General features: G+C 57.4%; 20 protein-coding genes, 1 tRNA gene, 1 rRNA gene and 2 pseudogenes. 12 read left to right on the plus strand and 12 right to left on the minus strand.

Annotated features, from left to right (window positions below):
- The first annotated feature begins 165 nt into the window (after positions 1-165).
- Complete coding sequence (locus QZ571_RS00745; protein WP_295530167.1) at positions 166-1,743, plus strand: phosphatidylserine/phosphatidylglycerophosphate/cardiolipin synthase family protein; 1,578 nt, start codon at positions 166-168, stop codon at positions 1,741-1,743.
- Positions 1,744-1,746: 3 nt separating this feature from the next.
- On the opposite strand, the gene rnr is transcribed toward QZ571_RS00745, so the two are convergent.
- Together rnr and QZ571_RS00755 are read right to left on the minus strand one after the other, a co-directional pair.
- Complete coding sequence (gene rnr, locus QZ571_RS00750; RefSeq protein ID WP_295530170.1) at positions 1,747-4,020, minus strand: ribonuclease R; 2,274 nt, start codon at positions 4,018-4,020, stop codon at positions 1,747-1,749.
- Between the two features lie 238 nt (positions 4,021-4,258).
- Positions 4,259-5,404, minus strand: a complete 1,146-nt coding sequence (locus tag QZ571_RS00755; protein WP_295530172.1) for a N(5)-(carboxyethyl)ornithine synthase — start codon at positions 5,402-5,404, stop codon at positions 4,259-4,261.
- Between the two features lie 529 nt (positions 5,405-5,933).
- On the opposite strand from QZ571_RS00755, the gene QZ571_RS00760 reads away from it, so the two are divergent.
- Together QZ571_RS00760 and QZ571_RS00765 are read left to right on the plus strand one after the other, a co-directional pair.
- Positions 5,934-6,009: transfer RNA gene (locus QZ571_RS00760), tRNA-Thr, on the plus strand.
- A gap of 582 nt (positions 6,010-6,591) precedes the next feature.
- A complete protein-coding gene (locus QZ571_RS00765) occupies positions 6,592-6,900 on the plus strand; it encodes a lipid-A-disaccharide synthase N-terminal domain-containing protein (RefSeq protein ID WP_295530175.1) in 309 nt (102 codons plus the stop codon).
- Here QZ571_RS00765 and QZ571_RS00770 read toward each other — a convergent pair.
- A complete protein-coding gene (locus tag QZ571_RS00770) occupies positions 6,888-7,586 on the minus strand; it encodes a class I SAM-dependent methyltransferase (protein ID WP_295530178.1) in 699 nt (232 codons plus the stop codon). The two genes, QZ571_RS00765 and QZ571_RS00770, sit on opposite strands and share 13 nt — an antisense overlap.
- Positions 7,583-8,605, minus strand: a complete 1,023-nt coding sequence (locus QZ571_RS00775) for a glycosyltransferase family 2 protein (RefSeq protein WP_295530182.1) — start codon at positions 8,603-8,605, stop codon at positions 7,583-7,585. The genes QZ571_RS00770 and QZ571_RS00775 overlap by 4 nt, the downstream gene beginning before the upstream one ends.
- Before the next feature lie 136 nt (positions 8,606-8,741).
- Between QZ571_RS00775 and QZ571_RS00780 the strand changes: the two genes are divergently transcribed.
- The gene (locus tag QZ571_RS00780) at positions 8,742-9,071 is read left to right on the plus strand and encodes a hypothetical protein (protein ID WP_295530185.1); all 330 of its coding nucleotides are present in this window, start codon (positions 8,742-8,744) and stop codon (positions 9,069-9,071) included.
- Complete coding sequence (locus tag QZ571_RS00785; protein ID WP_295530188.1) at positions 9,056-10,276, plus strand: hypothetical protein; 1,221 nt, start codon at positions 9,056-9,058, stop codon at positions 10,274-10,276. Before QZ571_RS00780 ends, QZ571_RS00785 begins: the two co-directional genes overlap by 16 nt.
- A 71-nt stretch (positions 10,277-10,347) precedes the next feature.
- Here QZ571_RS00785 and QZ571_RS00790 read toward each other — a convergent pair whose 3' ends face one another.
- A complete protein-coding gene (locus QZ571_RS00790) occupies positions 10,348-10,764 on the minus strand; it encodes a transposase (protein ID WP_295530191.1) in 417 nt (138 codons plus the stop codon).
- Between the two features lie 161 nt (positions 10,765-10,925).
- Between QZ571_RS00790 and QZ571_RS00795 the strand changes: the two are divergent.
- From QZ571_RS00795 to QZ571_RS00815, 5 genes and pseudogenes are all read left to right on the plus strand, one after another.
- Positions 10,926-11,205 (plus strand): annotated as a pseudogene (locus tag QZ571_RS00795) (hypothetical protein).
- A 460-nt stretch (positions 11,206-11,665) separates the two neighbouring features.
- Positions 11,666-12,985 (plus strand): UDP-glucose/GDP-mannose dehydrogenase family protein, encoded by a 1,320-nt coding sequence (locus tag QZ571_RS00800; RefSeq protein WP_295530194.1) that lies wholly within the window; start codon positions 11,666-11,668, stop codon positions 12,983-12,985.
- A gap of 174 nt (positions 12,986-13,159) precedes the next feature.
- Positions 13,160-14,320 carry a DUF2793 domain-containing protein gene (locus tag QZ571_RS00805; RefSeq protein ID WP_295530197.1) on the plus strand — a complete coding sequence of 387 codons (1,161 nt, stop codon included), beginning with the start codon at positions 13,160-13,162 and terminating at the stop codon, positions 14,318-14,320.
- A gap of 11 nt (positions 14,321-14,331) precedes the next feature.
- On the plus strand, positions 14,332-14,646 hold the full coding sequence (locus QZ571_RS00810) for a hypothetical protein (RefSeq protein ID WP_295530200.1): 315 nt from the start codon (positions 14,332-14,334) through the stop codon (positions 14,644-14,646).
- Positions 14,643-14,960, plus strand: a complete 318-nt coding sequence (locus QZ571_RS00815) for a hypothetical protein (protein WP_295530203.1) — start codon at positions 14,643-14,645, stop codon at positions 14,958-14,960. The genes QZ571_RS00810 and QZ571_RS00815 overlap by 4 nt, the downstream gene beginning before the upstream one ends.
- A 70-nt stretch (positions 14,961-15,030) precedes the next feature.
- Here QZ571_RS00815 and QZ571_RS00820 read toward each other — a convergent pair whose 3' ends face one another.
- The 4 genes from QZ571_RS00820 to QZ571_RS00835 all read right to left on the minus strand — a co-directional run bounded on the left by QZ571_RS00820 (position 15,031) and on the right by QZ571_RS00835 (position 20,922).
- Positions 15,031-16,896, minus strand: coding sequence for a hypothetical protein (locus QZ571_RS00820; protein WP_295530206.1), 1,866 nt, complete (start codon positions 16,894-16,896; stop codon positions 15,031-15,033).
- The gene (locus QZ571_RS00825; RefSeq protein WP_295530209.1) at positions 16,896-17,891 is read right to left on the minus strand and encodes a hypothetical protein; all 996 of its coding nucleotides are present in this window, start codon (positions 17,889-17,891) and stop codon (positions 16,896-16,898) included. Before QZ571_RS00825 ends, QZ571_RS00820 begins: the two co-directional genes overlap by 1 nt.
- A gap of 167 nt (positions 17,892-18,058) precedes the next feature.
- Positions 18,059-19,453 (minus strand): phosphomannomutase, encoded by a 1,395-nt coding sequence (locus tag QZ571_RS00830; protein ID WP_295530213.1) that lies wholly within the window; start codon positions 19,451-19,453, stop codon positions 18,059-18,061.
- Positions 19,454-19,500: 47 nt separating this feature from the next.
- A complete protein-coding gene (locus QZ571_RS00835) occupies positions 19,501-20,922 on the minus strand; it encodes a mannose-1-phosphate guanylyltransferase/mannose-6-phosphate isomerase (protein ID WP_295530216.1) in 1,422 nt (473 codons plus the stop codon).
- A gap of 358 nt (positions 20,923-21,280) precedes the next feature.
- Here QZ571_RS00835 and gmd point away from each other — a divergent pair, with 358 nt between their 5' ends.
- Both gmd and QZ571_RS00845 read left to right on the plus strand, forming a co-directional pair.
- Positions 21,281-22,399: a GDP-mannose 4,6-dehydratase gene (gene gmd / locus QZ571_RS00840; protein WP_295530219.1), complete on the plus strand. Its 1,119-nt coding sequence runs from the start codon at positions 21,281-21,283 to the stop codon at positions 22,397-22,399.
- Positions 22,400-22,475: 76 nt separating this feature from the next.
- A complete protein-coding gene (locus tag QZ571_RS00845; protein ID WP_295530223.1) occupies positions 22,476-23,453 on the plus strand; it encodes a GDP-L-fucose synthase in 978 nt (325 codons plus the stop codon).
- A 71-nt stretch (positions 23,454-23,524) separates the two neighbouring features.
- Here QZ571_RS00845 and glf read toward each other — a convergent pair whose 3' ends face one another.
- The 3 genes and pseudogenes from glf to rrf form a co-directional block, all read right to left on the minus strand.
- A complete protein-coding gene (glf, locus tag QZ571_RS00850) occupies positions 23,525-24,661 on the minus strand; it encodes a UDP-galactopyranose mutase (RefSeq protein WP_295530226.1) in 1,137 nt (378 codons plus the stop codon).
- Between the two features lie 190 nt (positions 24,662-24,851).
- Positions 24,852-25,396: pseudogene (locus QZ571_RS00855) on the minus strand (integrase core domain-containing protein); the annotation flags it as partial.
- Positions 25,397-25,578: 182 nt separating this feature from the next.
- Positions 25,579-25,661, minus strand: a 5S ribosomal RNA gene (gene rrf / locus QZ571_RS00860); the annotation flags it as partial.

Genomic DNA, 25,661 nt, shown 5'->3' on the forward strand with positions numbered 1-25,661 from the left:
TCGGCGCGTGTGTCCAGTTCATGCTGCTATGCAGAAAAAGCATATCTCTCTCATATCAAATAATTGTAGGGGCACGCGCGGCCATTTGCTGCATCTGCAACGCCACACTTCCCTAACGCCCTGATCCACCTACATTGCACTAATATGGAACGAGACCTGATTCATTTGGTCCTATGGGCCCTATTGGCGGGCGTGATCGTGTTGATCGCGCTGACACTGATCGCTGCGCGGCTGTCACATCGCCGCCCGCGTGGCCCATTTGCGCAGGCGCAGACCCTGATCGCACCCGAAAGTGGCGCGGTAGCGCGGGCGCTACAGCCGCGTCTCGCCAACGCCCCCGCCGAGAAAACGGCGGTGCAGGTGCTGACCGATCCGATTGACGCCCTCGCGGCGCGACTGGAGTTGATCGGTGCCGCCGAGGTCTCGCTCGATCTGCAATATTACCTCTGGCAGAATGATACCGCAGGGGCGCTGATGCTTGGGGCCATGCGCAAGGCAGCCTCGCGGGGGGTGCGGGTGCGGCTGTTGATTGATGACAATGGCACCGCGGGGATGGATCGCATTTTGGCCGCTCTCGATCAGATGCCAAATATCCAAGTGCGGCTGTTCAACCCGTTTCCGTTGCGGCGCGCGCGCGTGCTTGGCTATCTGTCTGATTTCTATCGCCTCAATCGCCGGATGCATAATAAAGCCATGATCGTAGATGGTCGGATTGCGATTTTGGGGGGGCGCAATATCGGCAGTGACTATTTCGATCCACGCTCGGAAACCGGACTCTATATGGATCTGGATGTGGCCGTTTCGGGCCCCATTTTGGCGACAACATGTGATCAATTCGATCTCTATTGGAACGCACATTCCGCGATCCCGGCGCATCTGATGCTTGGGACGTGCCCCGAGGCCGAAGCCAAGGCCCTTTTGCGCGATGAAAAAAACCGCCTGAGCACTCCCGAGGTCTGCGCCTATTGCGACATGCTGAGCGCGCCCGAGCGCGCGCACCGCATCCTTGACCCCGAGGCAGAGGTGATCCTTGCCGAAGCTCAGTTGATCTATGATCACCCTGCCAAGATTCGAGGCATGATGCGCGGGCGCAAATTGCTGTGGCAATATCTGATTCGCGCTTTGGGCCAACCGAAACAGGAATTGGTGCTGATCACCCCCTATCTCGTGCCGACGCGCGCTGGCGTGCGGTTTCTGCGCCGGGTTGCGCGCACGGGCGTGGCGATCAAGGTGCTCACGAATTCCTATTCCGCGACCGACGTGCCGATCGTGCATTCGGGTTACGCGCATCGCCGCCGCGCAATGCTGCGCGCCGGGCTTGAGATTTACGAATACGCGCCTGATGCGCAGGCCGAACACGCGCGTGGGATGCGCCCGGGGCAATTCATGGGCAGCGCGATCAAGGGCACCTCGCCGTTCTCGCGCAACAAGCTGCATGCCAAGGTTTTTGCTGTGGATCGCGCGCGGGTGTTTATCGGCTCGTTCAACCTTGATCCGCGCTCAATGCGGTTGAATACCGAACTGGGCGTGGTGATCGCCGCGCCCGAAATCGCCGCGCGGATTTCCGACAGTTTCGCGCAGTTCATCCCCGAACGGGCGTGGCGGGTGCGGCTGGGCCGGGCGCAGCAACTGCGTTGGTCGCGCCCCGGCCAGCCCGAGTTGAAGCGTGAGCCCGGCGTGCCCTGGACGCATCGCGTGTTTCTGGCGATTGCCCAGCGCCTGCCGATCGAATGGATGCTGTAGCGTTTAGGGTTTGCGCGTGCGCTTGACCTTGAGGGCAATGGCGCGCTTCTTTGATGCCCCGCGCGCAACCTTGCGCGGCGGGCGGGTGCCCGGTCGGCGGCCTTTGCGCTTGCCCGAGGGCATATCTTGCCCGTCGATGTCGAGCAGTTCCAGCATCAGCCCGCCGGTGATCGGCACAGCCTCGGCAAGGCGCACGGTAACGCGCAACCCCGGCGTGATCGTCAGCCCGGTTTCCGAGCCTACCAATTCCTGAGCGTCGCGGTCGTAATGGAAAAACTCGCGTCCGATCTCGCGGATCGGGATCAGCCCGTCGGCCCCTGTCTCATCAAGCCGCACGAAGGCGCCGAATTTCTGCACCCCCGCGATCCGGCCGGTAAATTCGCTGCCCACGCGCTCGCTGAGATAAGCGGCGAGGTAGCGATCGGTGGTATCGCGTTCGGCTGCCATCGAGCGCCGCTCGGTATCGGAAATCATCTTGGCGGTCTCTTCGAGATGCTCGATATCCGACGCGCTCAGCCCGTCTTTGCCCCAGCCATGCCCGGAGATCAGCGCGCGATGCACGATCAGGTCGGAATAGCGCCGGATCGGCGAGGTGAAATGTGCATACGATCGCAACGCGAGCCCGAAATGCCCGTAATTCAGCGGGTGATAATAGGCCTGCGTCATTGAACGCAGCGTGGTCATATTGAGCAGTTCGTCAAATTCGCTGCCCTCGGATTGGCTGAGCAGATTGTTGAGATGCGAGGTCTTGAGCACCTGCCCCTTCGCCAGCGTAAAGCCAGACGCCTGCGCCACCTCGCGCAGAGCTTCGATCTTTTCGAGGCTGGGTTCTTCGTGCACGCGATACAGCAACGGGCGCTTGAGCCGTTCGAGTTCCTCGGCAGCTGCGACATTCGCCAGCACCATAAATTCCTCGATCAACTTATGCGCATCGAGGCGCTCCTTGAATTGGATCGAGGCGACTTTGCCATCTTCACCAATGACGATCTGGCGTTCGGGCAGTTCCAGTTCCAGCGGCTGACGTTGCGCGCGCGCATGCAGCAGGGATTGATAGCAGGCATAGATCGGCGCGATCACGTCCTCGACCAGATCCTCGGTTTTCGCATCCGGCGTGCCGTCTTGCGCGGCCTGCACCTGCGCATATTCCAGCGAGGCCACCGAGCGGATCATGCCACGCGTGAAGCGATGGCTGATCTTGCGCCCGAAGGAGTCGATCTTCATCCGCACGGCCAAAACCGCGCGATCCACGTTTTCGTGCAGCGAGCACAGATTGCCCGACAGGCTATCGGGCAGCATTGGCACCACGCGGTCGGGGAAATAGCTGGAATTGCCGCGCTTGCGCGCCTCGCGATCCAGTTCCGATCCCGGCGTGACGTAATGGGCCACATCGGCAATCGCGACCCACAGTACATGCCCGCCGGCATTCTTGGGATCGTCATCAGGAATCGCCAGACAGGCATCGTCGCGGTCGCGCGCATCCGCCGGATCGATGGTAATGAAGGGCAACTCGGTTAGATCCTCGCGCCCGTCCAGCGTGGCGGGTTTCGCCGCATCGGCCTCGGCCACGACGGCATCGGGGAAATCATCGGGGATGCCGTGCTGATGGATCGCAATCAGCGAAACGGCACGCGGCGCGCCCGGATCACCCAACACTTCAATCACGCGCGCCTTGGGGAGCCCCATGCGTGCGCGCGGGCCGGTTTGTTCGGCCTCGACCAACTCGCCATCCTTGGCACCCAGCGTCGCCGAAGCAGGCACCTGCCATTCATTCGCCAGCCCCTTGTCGATGGGCATGATCCGCCCACCCTCGGTCGATTTGCGAAACACGCCGAGAATGCGATGGGCCGCCTCGCCGATTTTGCGAATGAGGCGCGCTTGATAGCCATAGCTTTCACCCTCAACCGGGGTCAGACGCCCGAGGATGCGATCGCCTTGCGCCAGCGCGGGTTCGCCCTCCTTGGGCACGAACAGGACGGCCGGGGCAGGCCCCTCGCCCGACCATTCGGCAGGCTCGGCCCATTGATCGCCAGACGCGTCCTCGGACAGCATCCGCAAAACGGTGACGGGTGGCAGGCTGTCGGGGTCGCGGACCTTGCGGCTGCGCGTCTCGATCAGCCCCTCGGCCTGCATCTCGCGCAGCATCCGCTTGAGCTCGATCTTGGCCTGTCCCGTCACGCCAAAGGCCCGCGCGATGTCACGCTTGCCACTTTGGCCGGGGTTGTCGTTCAGCCAATCGAGAATCTCTTGGCGCGAGGGTGTGGAGGCGGATTTGTTCATGGCTCTGCCTAGCATGAGGCGCACGGGGCGTCACGCGGGGAAAGTAGGGCTTTTCGCCCGAGCGCAAACAAAGGCCCGCTCAACGAGGTGCGTGATCGAATGACGGCGTTTGCGGGGCGGCGCGGCAAACACGAATCTTCGGCCAATGCCCCCAGCGCCACACTGGCCCCGCCATCCAAGCCAGGGGCACTCCAACAAGATCGATAGGCGTTGGCCCTATGGTCGACAAAGCGCCCTCTCAGGCAACAGCGGCATGTGGATAGGTTAAATCGCGTTTTTGAAACGACAGGATCGTTGGCTTAACGACGGTGCCGGAATCGACATTCACCGCCCGTCGAATGGTCTCGTTTTTCTGCCAAGCGGCGCGCCCGTCAACCATTGTTGGCAAGTGCACGACGAGCGCTGCCGAGATCGAGCGTGACGCACTTTCCCACAGGTAGTTGGGGGTATGATCGACGGCATAATAGTCAGAGGTTTCGACCCGGAACATCGGGCTCTTGAAGGTCGTCGGTTTGGCGAAATAGAACCCCATCCCCTCATCGCAGCTTACATCCACGATCAGGCTGTGGGGTTTGAGGCAGGATTTCTCGGCTTCGGTTATGAAATCCAGCGGGTGATCTGGCTCTTGAAAAGTGCCGTTGACGATGATGTCTGATTGCGAAATCAGCTCGGTCAAGGGCTGCTCACTACCGTCATGTTCGACGATGATCATGCGCGCTTCATCGGCATTGCCCTCTCTGAGGCGGACGTAGTGACAATCCAGCACCTCTTCGCGCACTTCGTGATCGGGGCGTTGAATGCAGATTGTGATGTCTCTGAAACCGTGCGCCTTGAGCGCGTAGATCGCGCCTCGGCTGACCGCCCCAAAGCTGAAGATGATGCATTTGCGCTGATTGCCGTAGTGACCATCAATGCCCTTTAGGCTGAGCGCGTGCAAAATGGCGCAATAGCCTGCCATTTCGTTGTTCTTGTAAAACGTGTGCCGCCCGACTTGTCCGGAGGGGCCCCAGACGAACATATCCTCAAAAGCCACGAGGGTCAGCTTACGATCGATGGCCATCTGGGTGATCGCGCGTTGTTGGGCGCAATGCGGGTAGCCCCAGAGTATGCCGCCTTCGCGAAGTTCTGAAAGATCGCTCAATGTCGGCTTGGCGATAATCACATTGCCAAGCTCTGCCAAAAGCGTGCTGCGTGGGGCGACGCCGCCCGATAGCGCCGCGAGGTCAGAATCTGACACACCAAAAGACGCGCCATAGCCTTCTTCGAAGACAAGCTTCTTGCGATAAGCCTCGCTCAGGCGCGACAGGTGGTCGGGATGAATGGGCACGCGGCGCTCATCTTGTTTGCGCGATGTGGCGATGACGCCAAAGGTTAACTGGTTCACATAGAGTCCACTTCCGGGGGCTTGCCCCTGAATTCATTGTCGGTTTTGCGATGTCGAATTGAGCCACTGACGCAGGAAGCTATCAGTGGGCAGCGCATCGGACCAAATCTGGCTCAGCGTCAAAACAGACGTAGAGCGATACATTCGACTTGGAACATTGGCTGTAGGATGTGGACACTACCTGATTGGGCAAGGATTCACTAGGGTTTGTTGAGATTCATCTCAAAGCCATCAGTGCCGCGAGACGGGTGCAGATTGCGCCATGCATGCGAGACCTTGGAACACGATCCACCCGTGCGTGCCTGTGGCATCCCGCGGAACGCCACCGAGAGGGCGAACCCGCATTTCGATCGCGATTGCCCACTTGCACGATTTAATCTGACAGTTTAAAGAACGCGTCGCATGAACCCAGTGGCATAGCTGGACGTGCGCCTCGTTCTTCGCTCGCGGGTTTGCGCTGAAAAGCGCTTCAAAGCTAACGGGTTCGAGGCATGAGACTAAAAATAGCAGGGCCAAATCGGCCCCGTAAGCCGCTGTAGCTCAGATGGTAGAGCACGTCATTCGTAATGATGGGGTCGGGGGTTCGAGTCCCTTCAGCGGCACCAAAGTCAAAGCACAGAAACCCAGAAAAATTGGTTTCTTCAGGTTTTTTTGTGTCTGGGTGCACGATTTGTCCCACAACTGGTGAAAATAACGTTTTCCAAGCATCCTTGGCGCCCAAACCGTTACAGCTCACCTAGACATTCGATTCGCAGCCCGGAGCGTAAGCGGGCACCGAAGGCTTCACCCGAAATTTAGTAACAAAGCCTTAACCGGTTCAACGCACTCGGCACCGCCGACATCGAGGCCGTTGCATGAAGCCGGAAGGGTGAGGGGAAACTTCATCCTCTATGGGATTAGAGCAACAACGCCTTTCTGGAGCATTCCCCAAATCCTTGTAGGGGACACTTGTGGACGCCGATTTCCCCGTTACGAAGGCAAAATTGCACCCGTTCACACTTTGTGTTGCCAGTATGACTATTGCGGCTTGAGATACTTAGACATTTGGTTGCCGCGCAGATACACCGAGCGATCTCATCACAAAGACGCGGTTGGATTTATCATTGATCCGCGCGCGCGCTTGCACCAGAGTCCTGCCTCAAAAGAGCTACCGCGGCAAGCGGCGGACAAGACGGAGCGCCGGGGGCATGAACGAGCTTTTGCACATGCTGCAAAATCACCTCGCCAAAGAGGCCGTGGGCCTGATCGGCGGTGTCATCTTTTTTGGATCATGGATGTGGCAGGCTTGGCAGTCCCGTCAGGCAGGAACCCCGGTCGTCACGCAAAGCTTTTTTGCGATGCGTGCCACCGCGTCAGCACTGCTGACCGTTGAGGGGATCAGAACCAAGTCGCTTTCGATCACCCTCGTGATGGTCGCAACACTGCTGTTGATGCTGTACAACATCTACCTGATCCGAAAACGCGCACGCCGCGTGCAGACCGATCAGGCGGGATAAGACACAAGGGCTGTGCTGTCAGGCAGTGGCAAGCAGGCCGCCAGACCATCAAGCGTTTGAACGCTCAGACCACGACCCGAGACCGCCGCACGATACCGCGCGCGCTTGAAGTCATCGAACAAGATCCGTCCACCCGGGGCCAGACGCGCCAGCGCCTCGTCAAGACACGCTTCGCGAGCGCGACCATCAATTACGATCAGGTCAAACTGGCCCGGCACATTGCGGATTGCGGCGACATAGTCGTCGAAAAACTGTCCTTCGAAACCGAACTTACCTGAGCTGATATGCCCCTTCGCTTGTGCGTCCACACGGGTCAGCGTCACATGGCCGAACCCTGCGATCCGGGGGGCCACTACATCGGCCCAATCGCCGTCATGCTCGATCGAGATCACCTCGCCCGCGCGCTTGGCCAGCCAAACGGTGCTTGCACCCGATCCCCATTCAAACACCCGCGCACCGGGCTTTCCTGCCAGATACTGATCGACCGTGTCGATGGCATTAAAGGTCCACCAGGGCGTGTCGAGACGCACCAGATCGTCGATATCATAAATCGCAAAAAGCGAGCGGAACCAACGCGCCCCACGCCCCTCGCGGCGTTCGAGCCAGCCAAGAAAACCGATCGAACCAAGCACTTGGCGCGCACCGCGCAGGACGGAGACGTAAGCAGAACGAATGGCTTGTTTCACAGCGAGCCCTCCGAAAGATGCGGTTGATTTTGCGCTACAGTTTCATCGATGACGTATTTGTCGCTCTCTTTAAGACCCGAGGCTTGCAGCAATTCGGCCACCAGACCAACGCCCAGAATCTGGGTGCCCGTCACGGTCAGCAAGATGCCGATGAACAGCAAAGGCCGCGTGCCGATCGGCCCCATGCCCAGCAACCACAGCACCGAAAGATACGCGATAAAGCTGGTTCCCAGCAAAAACAGCGGCAGGCCGATCATCGCGAAGAAATGCAGCGGCCGCGACTGGTAACGGGTCAGCAATTTCACCGTGCCCAGATCAAGCAGCCCTTTGACCATGCGCATCATGCCATATTTCGACTGGCCATGTTCGCGAGCGTGGTGCTGCACGGTGATCTCGGTGCAGCGATAGCCCACGGCATGCAGTAGAGCCGGCGTAAACCGGTGCAGCTCGCCATACAGGTTTAGCCGCTTGGCGGCGCGGCGGGTGTATGCTTTGAAGCCGCAATTTATATCATGCAAGTCGATGTCAAACATTCTCGCGGTCATCCGGTTGAAGATGCGCGATGGCAGCGTCTTGCCGATCGGATCGTTGCGCGTCTGCTTCCAACCTGACACCACGTCGTGACCCTCCGACAGCTTTTCGAGAAAGCGCGGAATTTCGGCCGGATCGTCTTGCAGATCGGCATCCATCGTCACGACGATATCGCCACGGGCCTGCGCGATCCCCGCCGACAGCGCCGAGGCCTTGCCAAAATTGCGGGTAAACCGGATCAGCGTCACATTGCGATTGGCGCGCGCTAATTCGCTTGCGATCACATCACCCCCGTCACGACTGCCATCGTCGACAAAGATCATCTCCCAAGCGCGTCCGGTAGTACCCATCACATCACACACACGCGAGAACAGCGTCTCAAGCGTGGCGCATTCATCCAGAAAAGGCACTACGACCGACACGCTCGTCGCGGTCGATACCGTTGGTTTTTGTCCCTCATCAGCTACAAGTCGCAGGTCAAAATTCATTTACTCACCGTTCGAGTTCAAGCTGGTTTGTGTCTACCTCACTGCGTAATCTCTTTGCGAAACCGGTCAGAATTAAGACGGAAGAAAGGCCAAAAGGACGTCGAGTGAAGATGCAGCCCCCCAGAGAAGCTGGTGGATGGCGCGGGTTTTCGCGCTCATAATCGTGCCGTTGATCGGCGCCTATTCTTTGCTGGAGCCATTTGGCCGCGATCAGGGCATTCATGCAACAATCGCCTATGCGCTCGACAATGGCTTGGTCACCTATCGCGATGTGTTCAACATCAAGCCACCATTGACGACGGCGGTGCATTGGCTGTCACAGGTGCTGTTTGGCCATTCGATGATGGCGATCCGCGAACTGGACCTGATTTTCGCGACGCTGACCGCGCTTGGCTTGGTCGAGATCGGGCGGCTGTTGCGGCGCGGCCTGGCGTTCGGTTTCGCGGCCCTGTGGGGTTTGCGCTGATTTATTACAGCTACGGATTTTGGGCGCATGCCCAGACCGATGGCTGGGCCGCGTTTCTCGTGGTGGCGGCGCTGTGGATGATGTTGCTGGGGTGGCGACGCTCCAAAGGCCGCGTGCGTCTGTGGCTTATGATCGGGTCTGGGGTGGCGCTGGGGTTGGCTTTTGGGCTCAAGTACACCATCGGTGGCGCTGGGGTTTTGATCGTTGCGCCCCTGATTGCCGGGCTGATCGGACAAACGCACACCCGTTTTTTGCTGCGGGATCTGCTCGCCTGCGTTCTGGGAGGGCTTGCGGTTTTGGCCCTGATCGTCGCCGTCATGGTGGCCTTTGGCGCGCTTGATCCATTCCTTGAGATCCAGTCTTTCATCGTCGGCTACGTCGGCTACGTCCCAAAGAACAAACCCGGCCTTCTATATGAATTTCTGCTGATTGGCATGTCATCGCCCTACCTGATTGCGACTGTGGCCGTCGGACTAATTGCAGCCGCGCTTGAATGGGCGGCCACGCGGCGGTCGCTGAGTCTGGTAGTGGCGCTGCTGTGGGTTCTTGCGGGTTGGGTGTCCGGGCATGTACAGGGCAAGGGAGCCAGCTATCACTTCTTGCCGATGTTACCAGCCTATGCGCTGTTGTTTGGGATCGCCATCGAGGCAATTGCGGGCCTACTGCGCAAACCCGCACATAGCCGCGCCTTTGTCATGCTGGCTCTGATCGCGCTGTATTTGCCAAGCCATGCCGCGAAGCTCGACAAGTACGGGCTGATCGCATTTGGGCAACCAGATCCGGCCAAAGTCTTTATCGCGGCCACGCCATCGTCATCGGATTTCGACCTTGCGGCGATTGTCGCGTTCGCAGATGTCGTCAAAGCGCATCGCAAGCCCGGCGACACTCTATTTTTATGGGGATATAGCACGATGCTCTATTTCCTGGCCGATGAACCGCCACGCTATCGCTACCCGTATTCTTGGCCGTTCATGGTGAACTATTACGACGGTCGCTATACGCAAGATCTGCTCAATCGGTTGCGCGCAAACCCGCCTACACAATTCGTGCTCCAATCGAGAGATGCTACGCCGTGGGTCACTCAGAACCCGAAGAGTTCGGATGAAATGCTGGCCGAATATCCCGCGCTTACGGAGTTCTTGGCACAAAACTATCATCTCGTAGCCAAACAAGCGCGCTTTGCGCTTTACGAGCGGAATGACTGATAGCAACTGCGTCTGATCAGCGAACTGCTGCCGCCAAGGGATGCTGATTTTGATGATTGCGTTGGTGATGGTCACCAGTCTGCGTGCGACTGCAATGATGACGAGTTTGTGTGGTTTTTCCCACTCTTGAGACGTTTTGCGACCAGCTTCAGGACCGGGGCATGATAGGCGGCGGCGAGCGCAGCCTGAAACAGCACATGCCCTAGAGACCGACGCCCGCCCGCAATAGCTCTTCGACCTCTCATCGCTCCACTGTCGAGAGGAACCGGTGCCAGGCCCGTCACCGCCGCGGCTTCGCCTGCTGTCATCCGGCCGAGTTCGGGCATCTCGGCGATTAACATTGCCGCAGAGACTGGGCCAATCCCTGGGATTGGTCTGAGAAGTCCTGCCCTTGCGACAAAAATCTCCACCCGCGCGATGACATTTTCGATGCGATGTTCGATGTCATCAATCTGAGTATCGAGCACATCTTTCAGGTTGTTATTCATAGCTTCAACATCCGTAGAAACACCCTGTTTCTGTCGAGCTCCGATCTGTGCAGTGAGCCGCTTTATCCTGTTATGGATGCCCCCGGCTGTCCGCATAGCGATCTCTGATGATCAGCAAAGTTTCACAGCCTCGCTTGAAGGCCTTCCGTTTCCCTTAGCCCATCATCCCCTATGCCGTCTGGGCGTACCATCGGTTTGCCCTGAGCCTGCGCGATGTCGACAATTTGTTGGCCGAACGGGGCGTGATCGTCTTCCACGGGGAGAAAAGGGCATGGATCGTTTCAGATCCCCACGCCAAGCGCAGCGTTTTCTATCCGTCATGACCAGACCGCCACTATCTTTCGCCCAAAACGTCACCGCCTTTCCGCACCATCCTATCGCCACACTCGGGCTGGCGCATTCAGCCTATGGAATAACTATGCAGCTGAAATAGCTGCCTAAACGGGACGCTGAGCCTGATCTCGTCGCAACATAACAACCTGACAAAGCCACCCAGGTTCCTCAGCCGATCGAGAGACCGAAAGTGGAGCCAAGCATCTGTCAGGTGGTGATTTCTCCGAGGCAACGAAAATAAGAATGCCCAAAAAAGAGCTTTCCTTCAGCGGCACCACTCTTTCAAAAACCTAATCTGATAGAGTTCGCCCGCAAGCGGTGTTTCGAAGAATTGTTCCTATGTGGCGGGATGGGGCCTGCGAGATTGCGTCGTGACGCGATCTCGTGGCGGAAATTCCCCCGTGTCTAGTTAGCAAAACTGACTGTCTTCACGCGGCCACAGTCCGGTTTCAGCATCATGCCTTCGATGTGGAAAAATGGACATCGCGCGGGATGCGTTTATAAAAAAATGCGTTCGGTTCGGAAAACGCGCACAGCGTTTCGCCAGATAGATAGACGAGGGATTGGTATGCGGATTGTAGTAATTGGAACCGGTTATGTCGGGCTCGTCTCGGGTGTTTGTTTTTCGGATTTCGGACATGACGTGGTTTGCGTCGACAAGGATGCCCGCAAGATTGACATGCTCAGGAATGGCAAAGTGCCGATCTTTGAGCCCGGCCTTGACCGGCTGATGATCCGCAATGTCGAAGCGGGTCGCTTGCGTTTCACGCTGGATCTGAACGAAGCGATGGAAGGGGCCGAGGCGGTTTTCATCGCGGTTGGCACGCCGACTCGTCGGGGCGACGGTCATGCGGATTTGACCTACGTGATGGCAGCCGCGCAGGAAGTGGCGCAGGTGGCCAAGGACTACATCGTGGTGGTGACGAAATCGACCGTGCCGGTCGGCACGAATCGCAAGGTTCGCGATGTCATGGCGGCAACCGCGCCGGATTTGGATTTTGATGTCGCTTCGAACCCCGAGTTTCTGCGCGAGGGGGCGGCGATTGACGATTTCATGAAGCCGGATCGCGTCGTTGTCGGGGTTGAGACAGAGCGCGCGGCCAAGGTCATGGCGGAAATCTACCGCCCGCTGTATCTGCGCGAATTCCCGATCGTGGTGACCGATTTGGAATCGGCCGAGATGATCAAATATGCCGCTAACGCGTTTCTTGCGACGAAAATCACCTTCATCAACGAGATCGCAGCGCTTTGTGAAAAAGTGGGCGCTGATGTGAAGCAAGTCGCAAGGGGGATGGGGCTCGATAACCGAATCGGCAAGAAATTCTTACATGCCGGGCCGGGCTATGGAGGGTCTTGTTTTCCGAAAGATACCAAGGCTTTGGCCCGAATTGGCCAAGAAAATGCGTCCCCGATGCTGATCACGGAAGCGGTGATCAACATCAATGAGCAAGTGAAGCGCCGGATGGTCGATAAGCTGCTGGATTTGTGTGATGGATCGTTCAACGGCAAGACCATCGCGATCATGGGGGTGACGTTTAAGCCAAATACCGATGACATGCGGGACGCGCCGAGTTTGACGGTTGTGCCTGCGCTACTGGGTGGTGGGGCCAAAGTACGTGTCGTGGACCCGCAGGGGCGTCACGAGGGTGAACATCTTTTGCCCGGCGTCGAATGGCTTGATGACCCTTATGCCGCGAGCGCGAACTGTGATCTTGTCGTGATCTTGACGGAATGGAACGAGTTTCGTGCGCTTGATCTTACCCGCATGGCCGGGGTGATGAAGTCGCCGCGCATGGCGGATTTGCGCAATGTCTATAGCGTAGAAGATGCCAAAAATGCTGGATTTGAGGCCTATAGCTCGATCGGGCGCCCCGGTATGGGGGCGTGATCTTTCGCGATTTTTGACGTCGGATTTTTGGGCTGATTTTGGGAGGCGCTTGCGCCTGAACCGCGTGCACTTTGGTTAATGACATATTACCGCCTCGGGCGGCGGAACCAGAATTTATAGAGGAAGCTGCCTCATAACGTGCTGAATTGATAACAGTGCAAGAGGCCCTCTCTCATGTCGGACAGTTCCGTACGGCTCGATCTGCCTTTCATGCTGCCCAGTCAGGCGCAGAAACATGTCACCTATAATGAGGCGCTTCAGCGGCTCGATGTCTTGACGCAGCTGGTGCTTGAAGGGCGAGGGGCAACGATTCCGCCCGCCGTGCCTCAGGCTGGACAAATCCACGCTTTGGCGCCGATTCCACAAGGCGATTGGGCGGGCAAAGGCGGGATGCTGGCGCAGTGGACCGGCTTTGAATGGCTCTTCATCGCGCCGCAGGAAGGCTGGCAGGCTTGGGATCTGAGCACTGCCATGCAATGCATCTTTGTCGATGGGGCGTGGCAAGAAATCGCCACGACACTGCAAAGCCTGGATGGGTTGGGAATTGGCACCGATTGGGATGCGACCAACCGGCTTGCGGTTGCGTCCGAAGCCTCGCTGTTTACGCATGCCGGGGCGGGCCATCAGCTAAAGCTCAACAAGGCGAGCGAAACCGATACGGCATCACTTTTGTATCAAAGCGATTTCACGGGCCATGCCGAGATGGGGCTCACGGGAGACAATGATTTTCTTATCAAGGTTTCGGATGACGGGAGCACTTGGACCGAGGCCCTGCGGGTCGACACGCAGAGCGGCCAACTCAGCGGGGCTGCGGTGCAGAGCAGCGCTGTCGATAAGACGCTCGGGCGGCTGATGACGGTCGGAGCCTTCGGGCTTGGTGAGACAGAGACTGCCCCTGTCCTGAGTGATCTGGATGCGACAGATATCGCAAGCGGGCTTTATACTTGGTCCACCTCGGGGACAGGAACACCACCGCTCGCAGTGAGCCTGTATGTGAAAGTCACGCGCTTCAACTCGTCCTTTTTCATAGAAGAGGTATCCCGCCCCTTTTTGGGGAAATCATGGGTGCGAGAGTGGCGTGGGAGTGCCTGGACAGCTTGGGTGGAAATCTACAGCAATCTCTCAATTCTCGGCACTGTGTCGCAATCAGGCGGCGTCCCGAAAGGGGCCCTGATCGAACGCGGGTCAAATGCGAATGGCACCTATGTGCGTTTCGCCGATGGGACGCAGATGTGCTGGAAAGATAACACCGCCCTCACGACTGCGCCTGCTGTGTTTGTCGGGACGATCACGAAAATCGACGGGAATAAACTGTGGATCGGTCGCTGGTTCTAAGGAGTAACGCCATGAAAATTAACCTCTCCCCCGTTCGCCTTGATACGCTACTAGAGCTGTCTGTCGCTGGCGATATGCTGACCCTCAATGGCGAGACGCTGGACCTTTCCGCAATCCCCGAGGGGGCGACGCTGCCAGCAGATGCCGTGATGTCGGATTGGGTCGTAGGCCCCGTTACGCGCATCAATGGCGAACTAAGCCTGACCTTGCGCCTGCCATGTGGCCCGGACGCCCCCGAGGAGACGCGGTTTCCGCAGCCGATTACCGTCACCGAAGACGGTCCGATTATGTTGCCAGCTTACGCACTTGAGGAGATCAGCGAATGAGCATCGAATTTGATATGAGCAAGCTGATTACGGCAGACGCAAAGGCGACAGAAGCCAAGGCCCTAAGAGCTAGCGCGATCAAGGGTGAATGTGCGACGCGCATCACCGAGATTCTGGATGGCAACACAATGACCAATCTGCAAAGCGCGGCAATCGTGGGGCTGTTGAGCAGCGAAGAAATGGACCTATTTCGCAGCGCGCAGCTATGGATTTCAACGATGCTGACCTCGGCCCGAACAGCGATTGCCGAGGGGGGGGAGCCGATCTGGCCCGAAAGTCCCGATGGGCTTGCAGCGCTCGTGGCCAAATTCTAGTCACGCGCACGAAATCAGGCGCGTCTGCGTGCGGATGGATAGACTTGTGCACGGGGACGACGCCCCCCGCTCATCCTTCGGCGGGGCCGGGTTGCACGGCTCCTTTTGGAGCATCACCTGCATTGAGAGGTAGCGCCGCGGCATCAAGCTTGAGCTTGGCTTGCCAGAAATCGAGCTGGGTCAGGTTGTCATATCCGCTGCGCCACGTTTTGCACAGGGAGTCGTGGTTTTGCCAAATCATCCACATCGCGCGCCAAATCGGCAGGCTGACTTTCAGCGCCCGGCGCATGGAATGGTGGACGGTGTAGCTACGTTTTCCATCACTCGAAATATAGGTGATTTGTGCGGCCCCCCAGATCGGGCGAATCTGGCCGCGCTTAACCGCAGCCAAAACGATACGGTTCCCAATCCGGCCAAAGCCAGGCAGGAGGTGACCGTTTAAAATGAATTTCATAAGACTGCGCGGCACCCAACGATGCGGCGAAATCCAAGACCACGGCGGCAAGCGATGTTGCGCCTCAGTCTCTTCGGGTCGCCAACGCTCTTGATCCGTCAGCGCGCCAATCTGCTGCCGTCGCACGCTCATATCTGCATTTTCGGCAAAAAAACTGGGTCCCGCCAAGGTATCTTGCAGCGCCAAGCCGATCGCTTCAAGCGTCTCATAATGGTGGGGCAGCAAGCTGCGGAAATAGAAGCGCAGCATCAGTTTAAAAATCCCTTTGCGTCCGATTTCCATCTCTGGCAGCGCGAAGTGATGCGCCAGATGGCTGCGCAGATCGAGATAGACGGTGAGAGGAGACTCTTTCACCGTGAAATCTTCGTCCTGATACGACATGACACCGGGCAAAGTGACGATGTTGAAATCATGCGCGAGGCTGAAGCTGACGTCATCTCCGCGCACGAAGAACGGGAAGGGCATGTGTTTCACTTCGGCGACCGGGAACGCGAAATACCACCACCCGCCGTAGAAATTATGCGGCTGCCGGGCGGTGCTATCGAATTCCAGCTCAAGAACCTGCGCGATTTCACGCAGATCAAGATCAATATGCTGCGGCTGACAGATCTTGTTAAACAGCGCGCCATTCTCCCAGAGTTTCCAATGGTATTGCGCATTTGAAACGGCGCCGGCGACGGCGGTTTTCGGATCTTTCGCGTAGGCGAGAAACATCCATGTGCGCTCAATCGCAGCCATGTGGACAGCCGCATCATCATCCATAAACAAGCAATGGGATGCTCCGCGCCTTTGCGCCTCGATCAGCCCACGCGCGAACCCACCCGAGCCCCCAAGATTTTCATTCTCTATCAGGCTCACATGGTCCGAGCGTTCGATTGAGGCGCTTTGCCCGTTATCGACAATGGTGAGGTGAAGATTGTCTTGCAGCGGCGATGTCGCGATGAAGGATTCAAACCGCTGCACGGTTCTTGCAACTGCAGCCTCACGCTTGAACGTGGTGATCGAGAGCATCAATTGAGGCGTGCATGTCGGAGCATCGTTTGTTTGCCAATGCGCATTGCGCAAGGTGCAATCATCGGCCAATGCCCGCAACTCGAAGTATAAAACGCCGCGGGTGTCAAAGCTCATCAGTGGCTCGAGGGGCAGTCGGAAGGACGTGCCATCTTTTAGCGAGATGATCTCATTGTAGAGCCGTTCAACGGAGCGTTCGGGCAAAGCCAGAGACACCACCAGTTCAAAAGTTCCAGTGCCATCCAGCGCCAGCAATACCGAAGCAAGGGCGCAATTCTTATGCCACTTTCCAATATTGAACAGGTTGTAATAGGTGTCAAAACTGGCATGGCCGCCCTTGAGGAAGCGGATTTCTTGCGTCTTTTGCGAGTATGCCGCGGCATCGGAAAGCCGCATATAAAGATCACGTTCGGTGCAAAGCCCGAGCTCGGGCCAGATCAGACTTTGCAGATTGGTCGCCTGTTCTGACATCAGTCTTTGCCTTTGATGGTGCCACTTTCAACCAACTGAACCAGCAGTGGCGCAACGATCCGATTGATCAGGGTCGCACTATCTGAGGGAATTTGAAGCTTTGCGAGCGGTCTGTCGGACTTGGGCGGCGGATCCAGGAAAAGCGCGTCGCGATTGAAGTAGCGCTTTGCCACGGCTTGATTTCCCACCTCGTATTCGCTCAAAAGCTTGCGCCGCTGCCGGGGTGTCATCAACAGCTCGCTTTGTTTCCCGCTATTGCCCAGATGGGTTCGATCCACAGCTTCGAACGCCCGACGCAGAAGATCGCGCTCAGGTGGCTCAAATTGATCCAGCGGCATATGGCGCACAAACTCGACCATTTCTGCGGACATGGACGAGTTCACATGCGGAGGATCACTGAATCCCTGAAGGTCAGTAAGCCCGATTTGACGGCAGAAGTTCACGACCGGGCCACCGGGCATCTGATCTTTCTCAAAGACACTCAACAGGATGTTTTCGGCACCAAACATGTTCTCTAGCATGCGGACATAGCGGTCGTAATGAATCCAGTGAAACGCCTCGCGCTGGGCCATAAATTCATCAAAGCTGCAGTGGCTTAGCGCCTTATTCCACTGCCATTTGATATTCTGGAAATACCAGCTTTCAAGCCACAGATCTTGCCTGCGCATCGAAAACAAAATCTTGACGTCGCAATGGTCTTTGAAGCCTTCAAGCGCGCTCAGATCATCGCGAATGCTGATATCCTCATCGCTCAGGACAATGGATTTGATCGGGTCTTTTCGCTCATCCGCGACCCGCGAAAGGTCTGCAGCGACTTCATCAGACTTCAATTTACCCGCAAAAATCTTGTTAATTAGGCGCTGATGTCGCGCGACGCGCAGAGGGTACAAAATGCCGTGAGCCTCGAGACGGTCCAAATTTTCATGCATGAATTGTTGGATTGACGTCGTTGCGGTGCGGTGGCTTCCAATATGGAGAAAAAGCTTTCTACGCATAGGTCTTTCTTACTTTTGAAGAGTCATAATGGGGAGCCGAAATGTCGGAAGTGGTCGCTTTGGATGTGACAGCTTTTCGGCATAACTTCAATTCTTAGATCAAATCCGCGTGATGGGCGCGGGCTATGGGCGGCATCTTGCCAAATCAGAAAACCTTGCGCGCTTGGCTAGCCAAGCAGTTCTCTCACCTTTCCAAGATAGCGCGAAACAAGCGTCTGCGCGGTCTCAGACCGATCAGCTTCGGCGTAGCAGCGAAATTCGGGGGCATTTCCTGACGGACGCAGATGCACGACGCTCCCCCCCTCAAAGCGCACGCGCAGACCGTCCGTCAAATCCAAGTCGGTCTGGGCGGCTTCCTCGGCGAAAAAGGCTTGGCGTGCGGACGTGTCTTGCGCGAGTTGGACAAGGAAAGTTTGCGCGGTCGCGCTGGCAATCCCGGCGATGCGGTCTGCAGCGGTGAAGCGTGGGGGAAGGGCTGCGACAATATCTGCCAAAGGCTGCCCGGCCGCGCGCGCCGTCACAAGCGGTGCGAGTATGGGCAGCAGGCAATCGCGCGTCATCAGGGGGGCGAGCGTCCCGGCGGGGCCTGCGGCTTCAAACCCCAGCAGGAAACCGCCATTGGCCTCGTATCCGACCACACGGGCGTTCGGGGTCTGGGCCCGCACTTGCTCCATCGCCTCGATGACAAAGGGCGAGCCGATCTTAGTAAGATGGATCGCTTCGAATTCAGGCATCTCGAAGATCATACTGTTCGAGGAGACCGGCGTGCAGATCACCTGCGCGCTAAGGCTGCGGGCCGTCAGCGCACCAAGCACATCCCCCACAACGATGCGGCCCGTCGCATCGGCCACCATCGGGCGATCCGCATCGCCATCGGTCGAGATGATCGCATCAAGCCCGTGTTCGCGACACCACCCCGACAGCATCGTGCGGGTTTGCGTATCAAGCGCTTCGGTATCGACGGGAATAAAAGTGTCGGAACGCCCCAGAGGAATCGCGGTGCCGCCCAACCCCTCAATCGCTGCAACCATCAGGTCGCGCGCAACTGAGCTGTGCTGATAGATCCCAATACGCATCCCCCGCAGCGCCTCGGGGCCATAGGCAGAGACGTAGCGCGCCAGATAGTCCGTTGCCGCCGTCGCGTCCTCGCGTTGGAAACCCGCGCTCACATTTGCGGGATTGCGCCCGAGATGAGCGTTGATCGCGCGCTCATCTTCCTTGGAAATCTCGCCCGTGGGCACATAGAACTTTAGCCCGTTGCGATCGGCAGGAATATGGCTGCCCGTCACCATGATTGCGGCGTGATCTTGTGCCATCGCCGAAAGCGCCAGCGCCGGGGTCGGCAAAGCCCCGCAATCAATGACGCTCATGCCATCGTCACGCAGGGCCGTGCGCACCGCTTGGGCGATGGCGGGCGAGGATGGGCGCAGATCGCGCCCCAAATGCACCGCGCCACCCGTTGGACAAGCCGCAAGAAATGCGCGGGTATAATCCCCGACAAGTGTGGGCGTCAGTTCGACAACAAGACCACGCAGGCCGCTGGTTCCGAATTTGGGCGCCATGAGTTCCTCCACTCGGCTGCGTGTGAGCCACGTCTGCTCGGCAAGCCTCAGTTGCGCGCGTAAACGTCTTCGTAGCGAATGATGTCATCCTCGCCCAAATAGGACCCGGTTTGCACTTCGATCAGGACCATTGGCACTTTGCCTGGGTTTTCCATGCGATGAACGGCACCAAGAGGAATATAGACCGACTGGTTCTCGCTCACGAGCCGCACGACGTCATCTGTCGTCACCTTGGCAGTCCCTTCGACCACGATCCAATGTTCAGAGCGGTGGTGATGAGACTGCAACGACAGCGCGCCGCCGGGCTTAACCACGATCCGTTTGACCTGAAAACGATTGCCAATCACGAGACTTTCAAACCAACCCCAAGGGCGATGGTCTTTTGGGAAATTCGTGGCTTGATGGGCATGCTTTTCCTTCAGCGCCGCGACCGCCAGCTTAACATCCTGCGCGCGCGTGCTGTCTGCGATAAGCACGGCATCCGGCATCGCGATCGCAATGATATTTTTCAGGCCGATTCCGACCACTTCCATCCCCGCATCCTCTGAGCGCAACAAGGTATCGTCGCAATCCAAAGCGGTCGCGTGCTCGGAGGTGACGACGCCGCGCGCATCTGGATGGCTTTCACGCCAGACCGCGTCCCATCCTCCAAGGTCACTCCAGCCAGCGGCAAAGGGCACGACCGACAGGTTATCGGCCTTTTCCATCACCGCGTAATCAATCGAAATATCCGCAGCTTTGGCCCAAGGGTCTGGCGCCAAGCGCAAAAACCCCAAATCCGGCGCGCCTTGATCGACGGCTGCCTGCACGGGCGCGATCAATTCGGGCGCATGGGCGCGAAACGCGGCCAAGATCGTCTTGACCGAGAACAGGAAAATCCCGGCGTTCCAAAGATATTTTCCCGCTGCCACCATCTCTTGGGCGCGCTCTGCATTTGGTTTCTCGACAAAGCGGCGCAGAGCCAAAGGTTGCGCCGCAAAATCCCGCGGATCCTCAGCCAGTTCAAGATACCCATAGCCGGTTTCGGCATGGGTTGGTTTGATCCCGAAGGTCACCAACTGCCCGGCGCGCGCTGCCTCTGCCCCGGCAAGGGTGGCCGCGCGAAACGCCTTGGTATCGGGAACAACGTGATCGGAGGGCGCGACAAGCATCAAACCCTCGGGGTCGCCTTTCTCCAGCCAAAGCGCTGCCGCGAGAATGGCAGGTGCCGTGTTGCGCCCCTCTGGCTCAATCAGGATCGCCCCGGGATCAACGCCAATCTCTGTCAATTGCTCAGCGACGATAAAGCGGAAATCCGAATTCGTCAGCACCAAGGGCGGCGCAAAATTGTCATCGCAAAGCCGCAAGGCCGACGCTTGAAAAAGCGTATTCTCGCCAACGAGGGGAACGAATTGTTTGGGATATGATTTGCGCGACAATGGCCAAAGACGCGTGCCAGATCCACCGCATAAAATGACAGGAGTGATCAATGGTCGGCCTTTCTGTTAGGTCTGCCGCCTTTGATATCTTATCAGATTGCCAGGGATTTCAAGTTTTATTCCGCTGCGCCAATCTGTGCGGGGGGCCATAGGTAGACAGTTTGATGATGGGATTGGGCGCATACAGCCCGGTTTTTACGTCCAGAGGGCCCAGAATACGGGCTAGAAGCTAAAATACGCCCGCATTTCAGCCGTGTGCAGACTCTTCTCAGATAAAAATGCGTAAATTTCTGATAGGGTGAGGGCAGTTATGTCTTTCTCCAAAGCGAACATTCGAACCGCAGGAGATCACCAAGGCTTGCGGACCTCACTCCGCAGACGCGACGCAAAACAGACGAGGGATTGGTAAATGGTAAAAAAAGCACTGATTACGGGCGTCACGGGGCAAGACGGCTCGTATCTCGCCGAACTGCTATTGGAAAAGGGCTATGAGGTGCATGGCATCAAACGCCGCGCTTCGCTGTTCAATACGCAACGCATTGACCACATCTACGAAGATCCGCATTCGCGTCACACAAGCCTGAAGCTGCATTACGGCGACCTCAGCGACACCTCAAATCTAACACGCATCTTGCGAGAAGTAGAGCCCGACGAGGTGTATAACCTTGGCGCCCAGTCCCATGTCGCGGTCAGTTTTGAAGCGCCGGAATACACCGCCGATGTCGACGCGCTTGGCACGCTGCGTATGCTTGAAGCGATCCGGTTTCTGGGTTTGGAGCAGAAAACCCGTTTCTACCAGGCCTCGACCTCGGAACTCTACGGTTTGGTGCGCGAAATCCCACAGACCGAAACCACGCCGTTTCACCCGCGCTCGCCCTACGCGGTTGCCAAGATGTATGCCTTTTGGATCGCGGTAAACTATCGCGAAGCTTACGGGATGTATGCTTGCAACGGGATTTTGTTCAACCACGAGTCGCCGCGCCGAGGCGAGACCTTTGTGACGCGCAAGATCACACGCGGCTTGTCCAATATCGCGCAAGGGCTCGAACCCTGTCTGTACATGGGCAATATCGACAGCCTGCGCGACTGGGGCCATGCCAAAGACTATGTGCGCATGCAGTGGATGATGCTGCAGCAAGATGAGCCGGAAGATTTTGTCATCGCGACGGGCAAGCAATATTCGGTGCGCGAATTCATTCAGTGGAGCGCGGCAGAATTGGGCCTCACGCTGGAATTTTCGGGCACTGGCGTGGATGAGATCGCAACCGTTTCCCATATTGAGGGCGACAAGGCCTCGGCGTTGAAGGTGGGGGATGTGATCATTCGGATCGACCCGCGTTATTTCCGGCCCGCCGAAGTAGAGACGCTGCTGGGAAATCCCGCCAAGGCGAAACAGAAACTCGGCTGGGAGCCAGAGATCACCGCGCAAGAGATGTGCGCCGAGATGGTGGCCGAAGATTTCAAAACCGCGCGGCGCTACGCTTTGCTCAAGGCGCATGGGCTGGAGCTGCCGGTCAGTCTGGAATGATCGACGCGGGGCAGCCCCGCCCCGTTTCAGGACGAATAGGCGCATATCCCAACTCAAGATATTGGAAGGCAGAGCCATGACCAAAATCTATATCGCTGGCCATCGTGGCATGGTGGGAGGCGCCATTTTGCGCCAACTCGAGGCGCGCAAAGCGGCTGGCGAAGACCTTGATCTGATCACGCGAACCTCATCTGAGTTGGATCTGACCAATCAGGCGGCGGTGCATGATTTCATGCAAAGCGAGACGCCCGATCAAGTTATCCTCGCCGCAGCAAAGGTCGGCGGGATCGTCGCCAATAACAGCTATCCTGCGCAGTTCATCTACGAAAACCTAATGATCGAATGCAATGTGATCCATCAGGCCTATGCCGCAGGGGTGCAGCGTTTGCTGCAATTGGGCTCATCTTGCATTTATCCCAAATTGGCCACCCAACCGATGGCAGAAGATGCGTTGCTGACGGGCACATTGGAGCCCACCAACGAGCCCTATGCGATCGCGAAAATCGCCGGAATCAAGATTTGCGAAAGCTATAATCGGCAATATGGCACCGATTACCGCTCGGTCATGCCAACCAATCTTTATGGGCCGGGTGACAATTTTCACCCAGAAAACAGCCATGTTCTGCCGGCTCTGATTCAACGGTTTCACAATGCTGCGCGCGATGGAACGTCCGAGGTTGTCGTTTGGGGGTCAGGCAAGCCGATGCGGGAATTCCTGCATGTCGATGATATGGCCGAAGCGTCGCTGTTCGTGCTGGGCCTTGATCGCGCGATCTATCTGCGCGAAACGCAAGAGATGCTGAGCCATATCAACGTCGGTTCAGGCAGCGATGTCACGATCCGTGAACTGGCCGAAACCGTCGCCAATGTGACCGGCTTTACTGGCAAGATCAGCTTTGACGCCACAAAACCCGATGGCACCCCGCGCAAACTTATGGATGTCTCGCGGCTCGCCCGTCTTGGCTGGACGGCCAAAATCGGCCTGCAAGAGGGCATCCGCGAGACTTACAAATGGTTCTTGGCTCAAGAGAGACCAAATCTGCGCACGAAGTAAATCGACCGCAGAGATCATAAAGGACGCTCACCGATTTTTACCGATGAGCGTCTTTTAAGCGGTTTGGTATCTTACAAAGGCGAGGTCGCGAAAGCAGGCAAGTCGGTTCCCTTGGCCAAGAAGGCCTCAGCGGTATCGAGCGCTTCGCGGATCGTCACGTCCATGTCGAGATATCGGTAGGTGCCCAAGCGCCCAACGAAGGTGACGCCCGACGTTTTCTCGGCGAGCGCGACATATTCGGCCAGCAGGGCTTTTTCCTTCACCTGACGGATCGGGTAGTAGGGGATATCCTCGGGTTCGCAGGCGCGCGAAAACTCGCGGTAGCAGACCGACCCCTCATGGCTTTCCCAAGGAGAGAAATGCTTGTGCTCGGTGATCCGGGTGAAAGGCACGGCCTCTTCGCCGTAATTCATCACCGCGCAACCCTGATAATCGCCCTCATAGGTGAAGCGTTCGAAATCAAGCGTGCGATAGCCAAGCCGACCCAGCTCATAATCGAAATAGCCATCGAGCGGGCCGGAATAGAAGACGTGGTCATAGTTGCCCGTCATATCGCGGGTAAACCGGGTGTTCAGATGCACCCTAATACCCGGATGATCGAGGATGCGCGCCACCATCTCGGTATAGCCATTCTCGGGCATGCCCTGGAAACGATGGAAGAAATAGTTGTCGTCATAGTTGAAGCGCACCGGCAGACGTTTGAGGATCGCGGCGGGCAGTTCGGTCGGCGACACACCCCATTGCTTGATCGTGTAGCCTTTGAAAAACGCCTCATACAGATCGCCGCCGACGAAACGCATCGCCTGCTCTTCAAAGTTCTGCGGCTCGGCAATGCTGGTATCGGCCTGCGTTTCGATGAAGGCGCGCGCCTCATCCGGGCGCATCGTGCGATTGTAGAACTGGTTGATCGTGTGCAGGTTGATTGGCAGCGAATACACCTGCCCGCCAGAAGTCGTCTTCACGCGGTTTTTGTAGGGCATAAAAGTTTCAAAGGAGTTGACGTAATCCCAGACCTCGGCGTCGTCGGTGTGGAAAATATGCGGGCCATAGATATGCACCATAACCCCGGTCTGCGCGTCACGCTCGGTATGGCAATTGCCGGCAACATGCGCGCGAATGTCGAGGATGGTAATGCTGTGACCAGCTTCGGCCAGTTTGCGACCAATCACGGCACCGGAAAGACCAGCCCCAACAAGCAATATATTCACGCCCAGCTCCTTATAAATTGGCTTGAAAAACGTGTTCCAACCGATGCTGAAAAGACAAACCGATAAGAGCGCCCATAGCCAAGCCCTCAAAGCACTATATCTTTGAGCACACGTTGACGCGAGTCATAACCGCGCTCAATCGCCATAAGGTTGTAGAAAGATGCCGTAGCGGAGACCTGCCACTGAACTTTCATCCAGTCGCGATCGGAGCCGTGTTGGTGTTTGCGCCATTTGGCGTAGGTTGAGCAATCGCTCGCCGCGCAGGGCTTTCATCTCTCGCGAGACGAGGCGGGCGATTGTGATGGTTCGGGCATGGTCATCCGGGGGCTGGTAGACCAACGCCGAATTCGGGTGTTCGGTGTTGTCGTCAGAAGCCCAAGCCGCGACCCCGAAATTGGCAAGTCCCAAGTTGTTGAACACGGTTTCATTGAGCCGTTCATCGCGCATGCGCCAGTTGAAACTTTCCACGAATCCGTTTGGCATTGGCGTGCCCGGCGCGATGTAGGGCCATTCGATCCGGCGCTCGAAGCACCACCTCAGAAAGTCGTTCGAGGGCAATTCCGTTGCGATGCCGCTGACAATCATTGAGTTTGCCCGGCGTTCGATCAGGGCCGTCAGTTCACGCGCCACTCGGTGTCCTGAGATCGAGATGTCAGGGGGCGCAGAGAGGCACTTCCGGGCGGCATCATCAACCACGTTGAGCACCCGGAAACGCTGGCCATTGGCGAACTGATCTTGGTCCATCCTCAAGCTCGGAAGACCTCTAATTGCAAACGGAGAAAAAATCCCGTGGCACCGGCTACTTTGTTTTGCGTAAGTTTATCGCTCGAACAACCAAAATCGGCGCCCTTATTGGGCGCCGTTTTTGTATTATTTTTGGATTGTTTATAGAGATGATTTTGATCGCTTCTTACTAGGTTTGGCGGTGACCTACTCTCCCACGTCTTAAGACGCAGTACCATTGGCGCGACGGCACTTAACGGCCGAGTTCGGGATGGGA

The organism is uncultured Thioclava sp. (genome assembly GCF_913064665.1).
Lineage (GTDB): Bacteria > Pseudomonadota > Alphaproteobacteria > Rhodobacterales > Rhodobacteraceae > Thioclava > Thioclava arctica.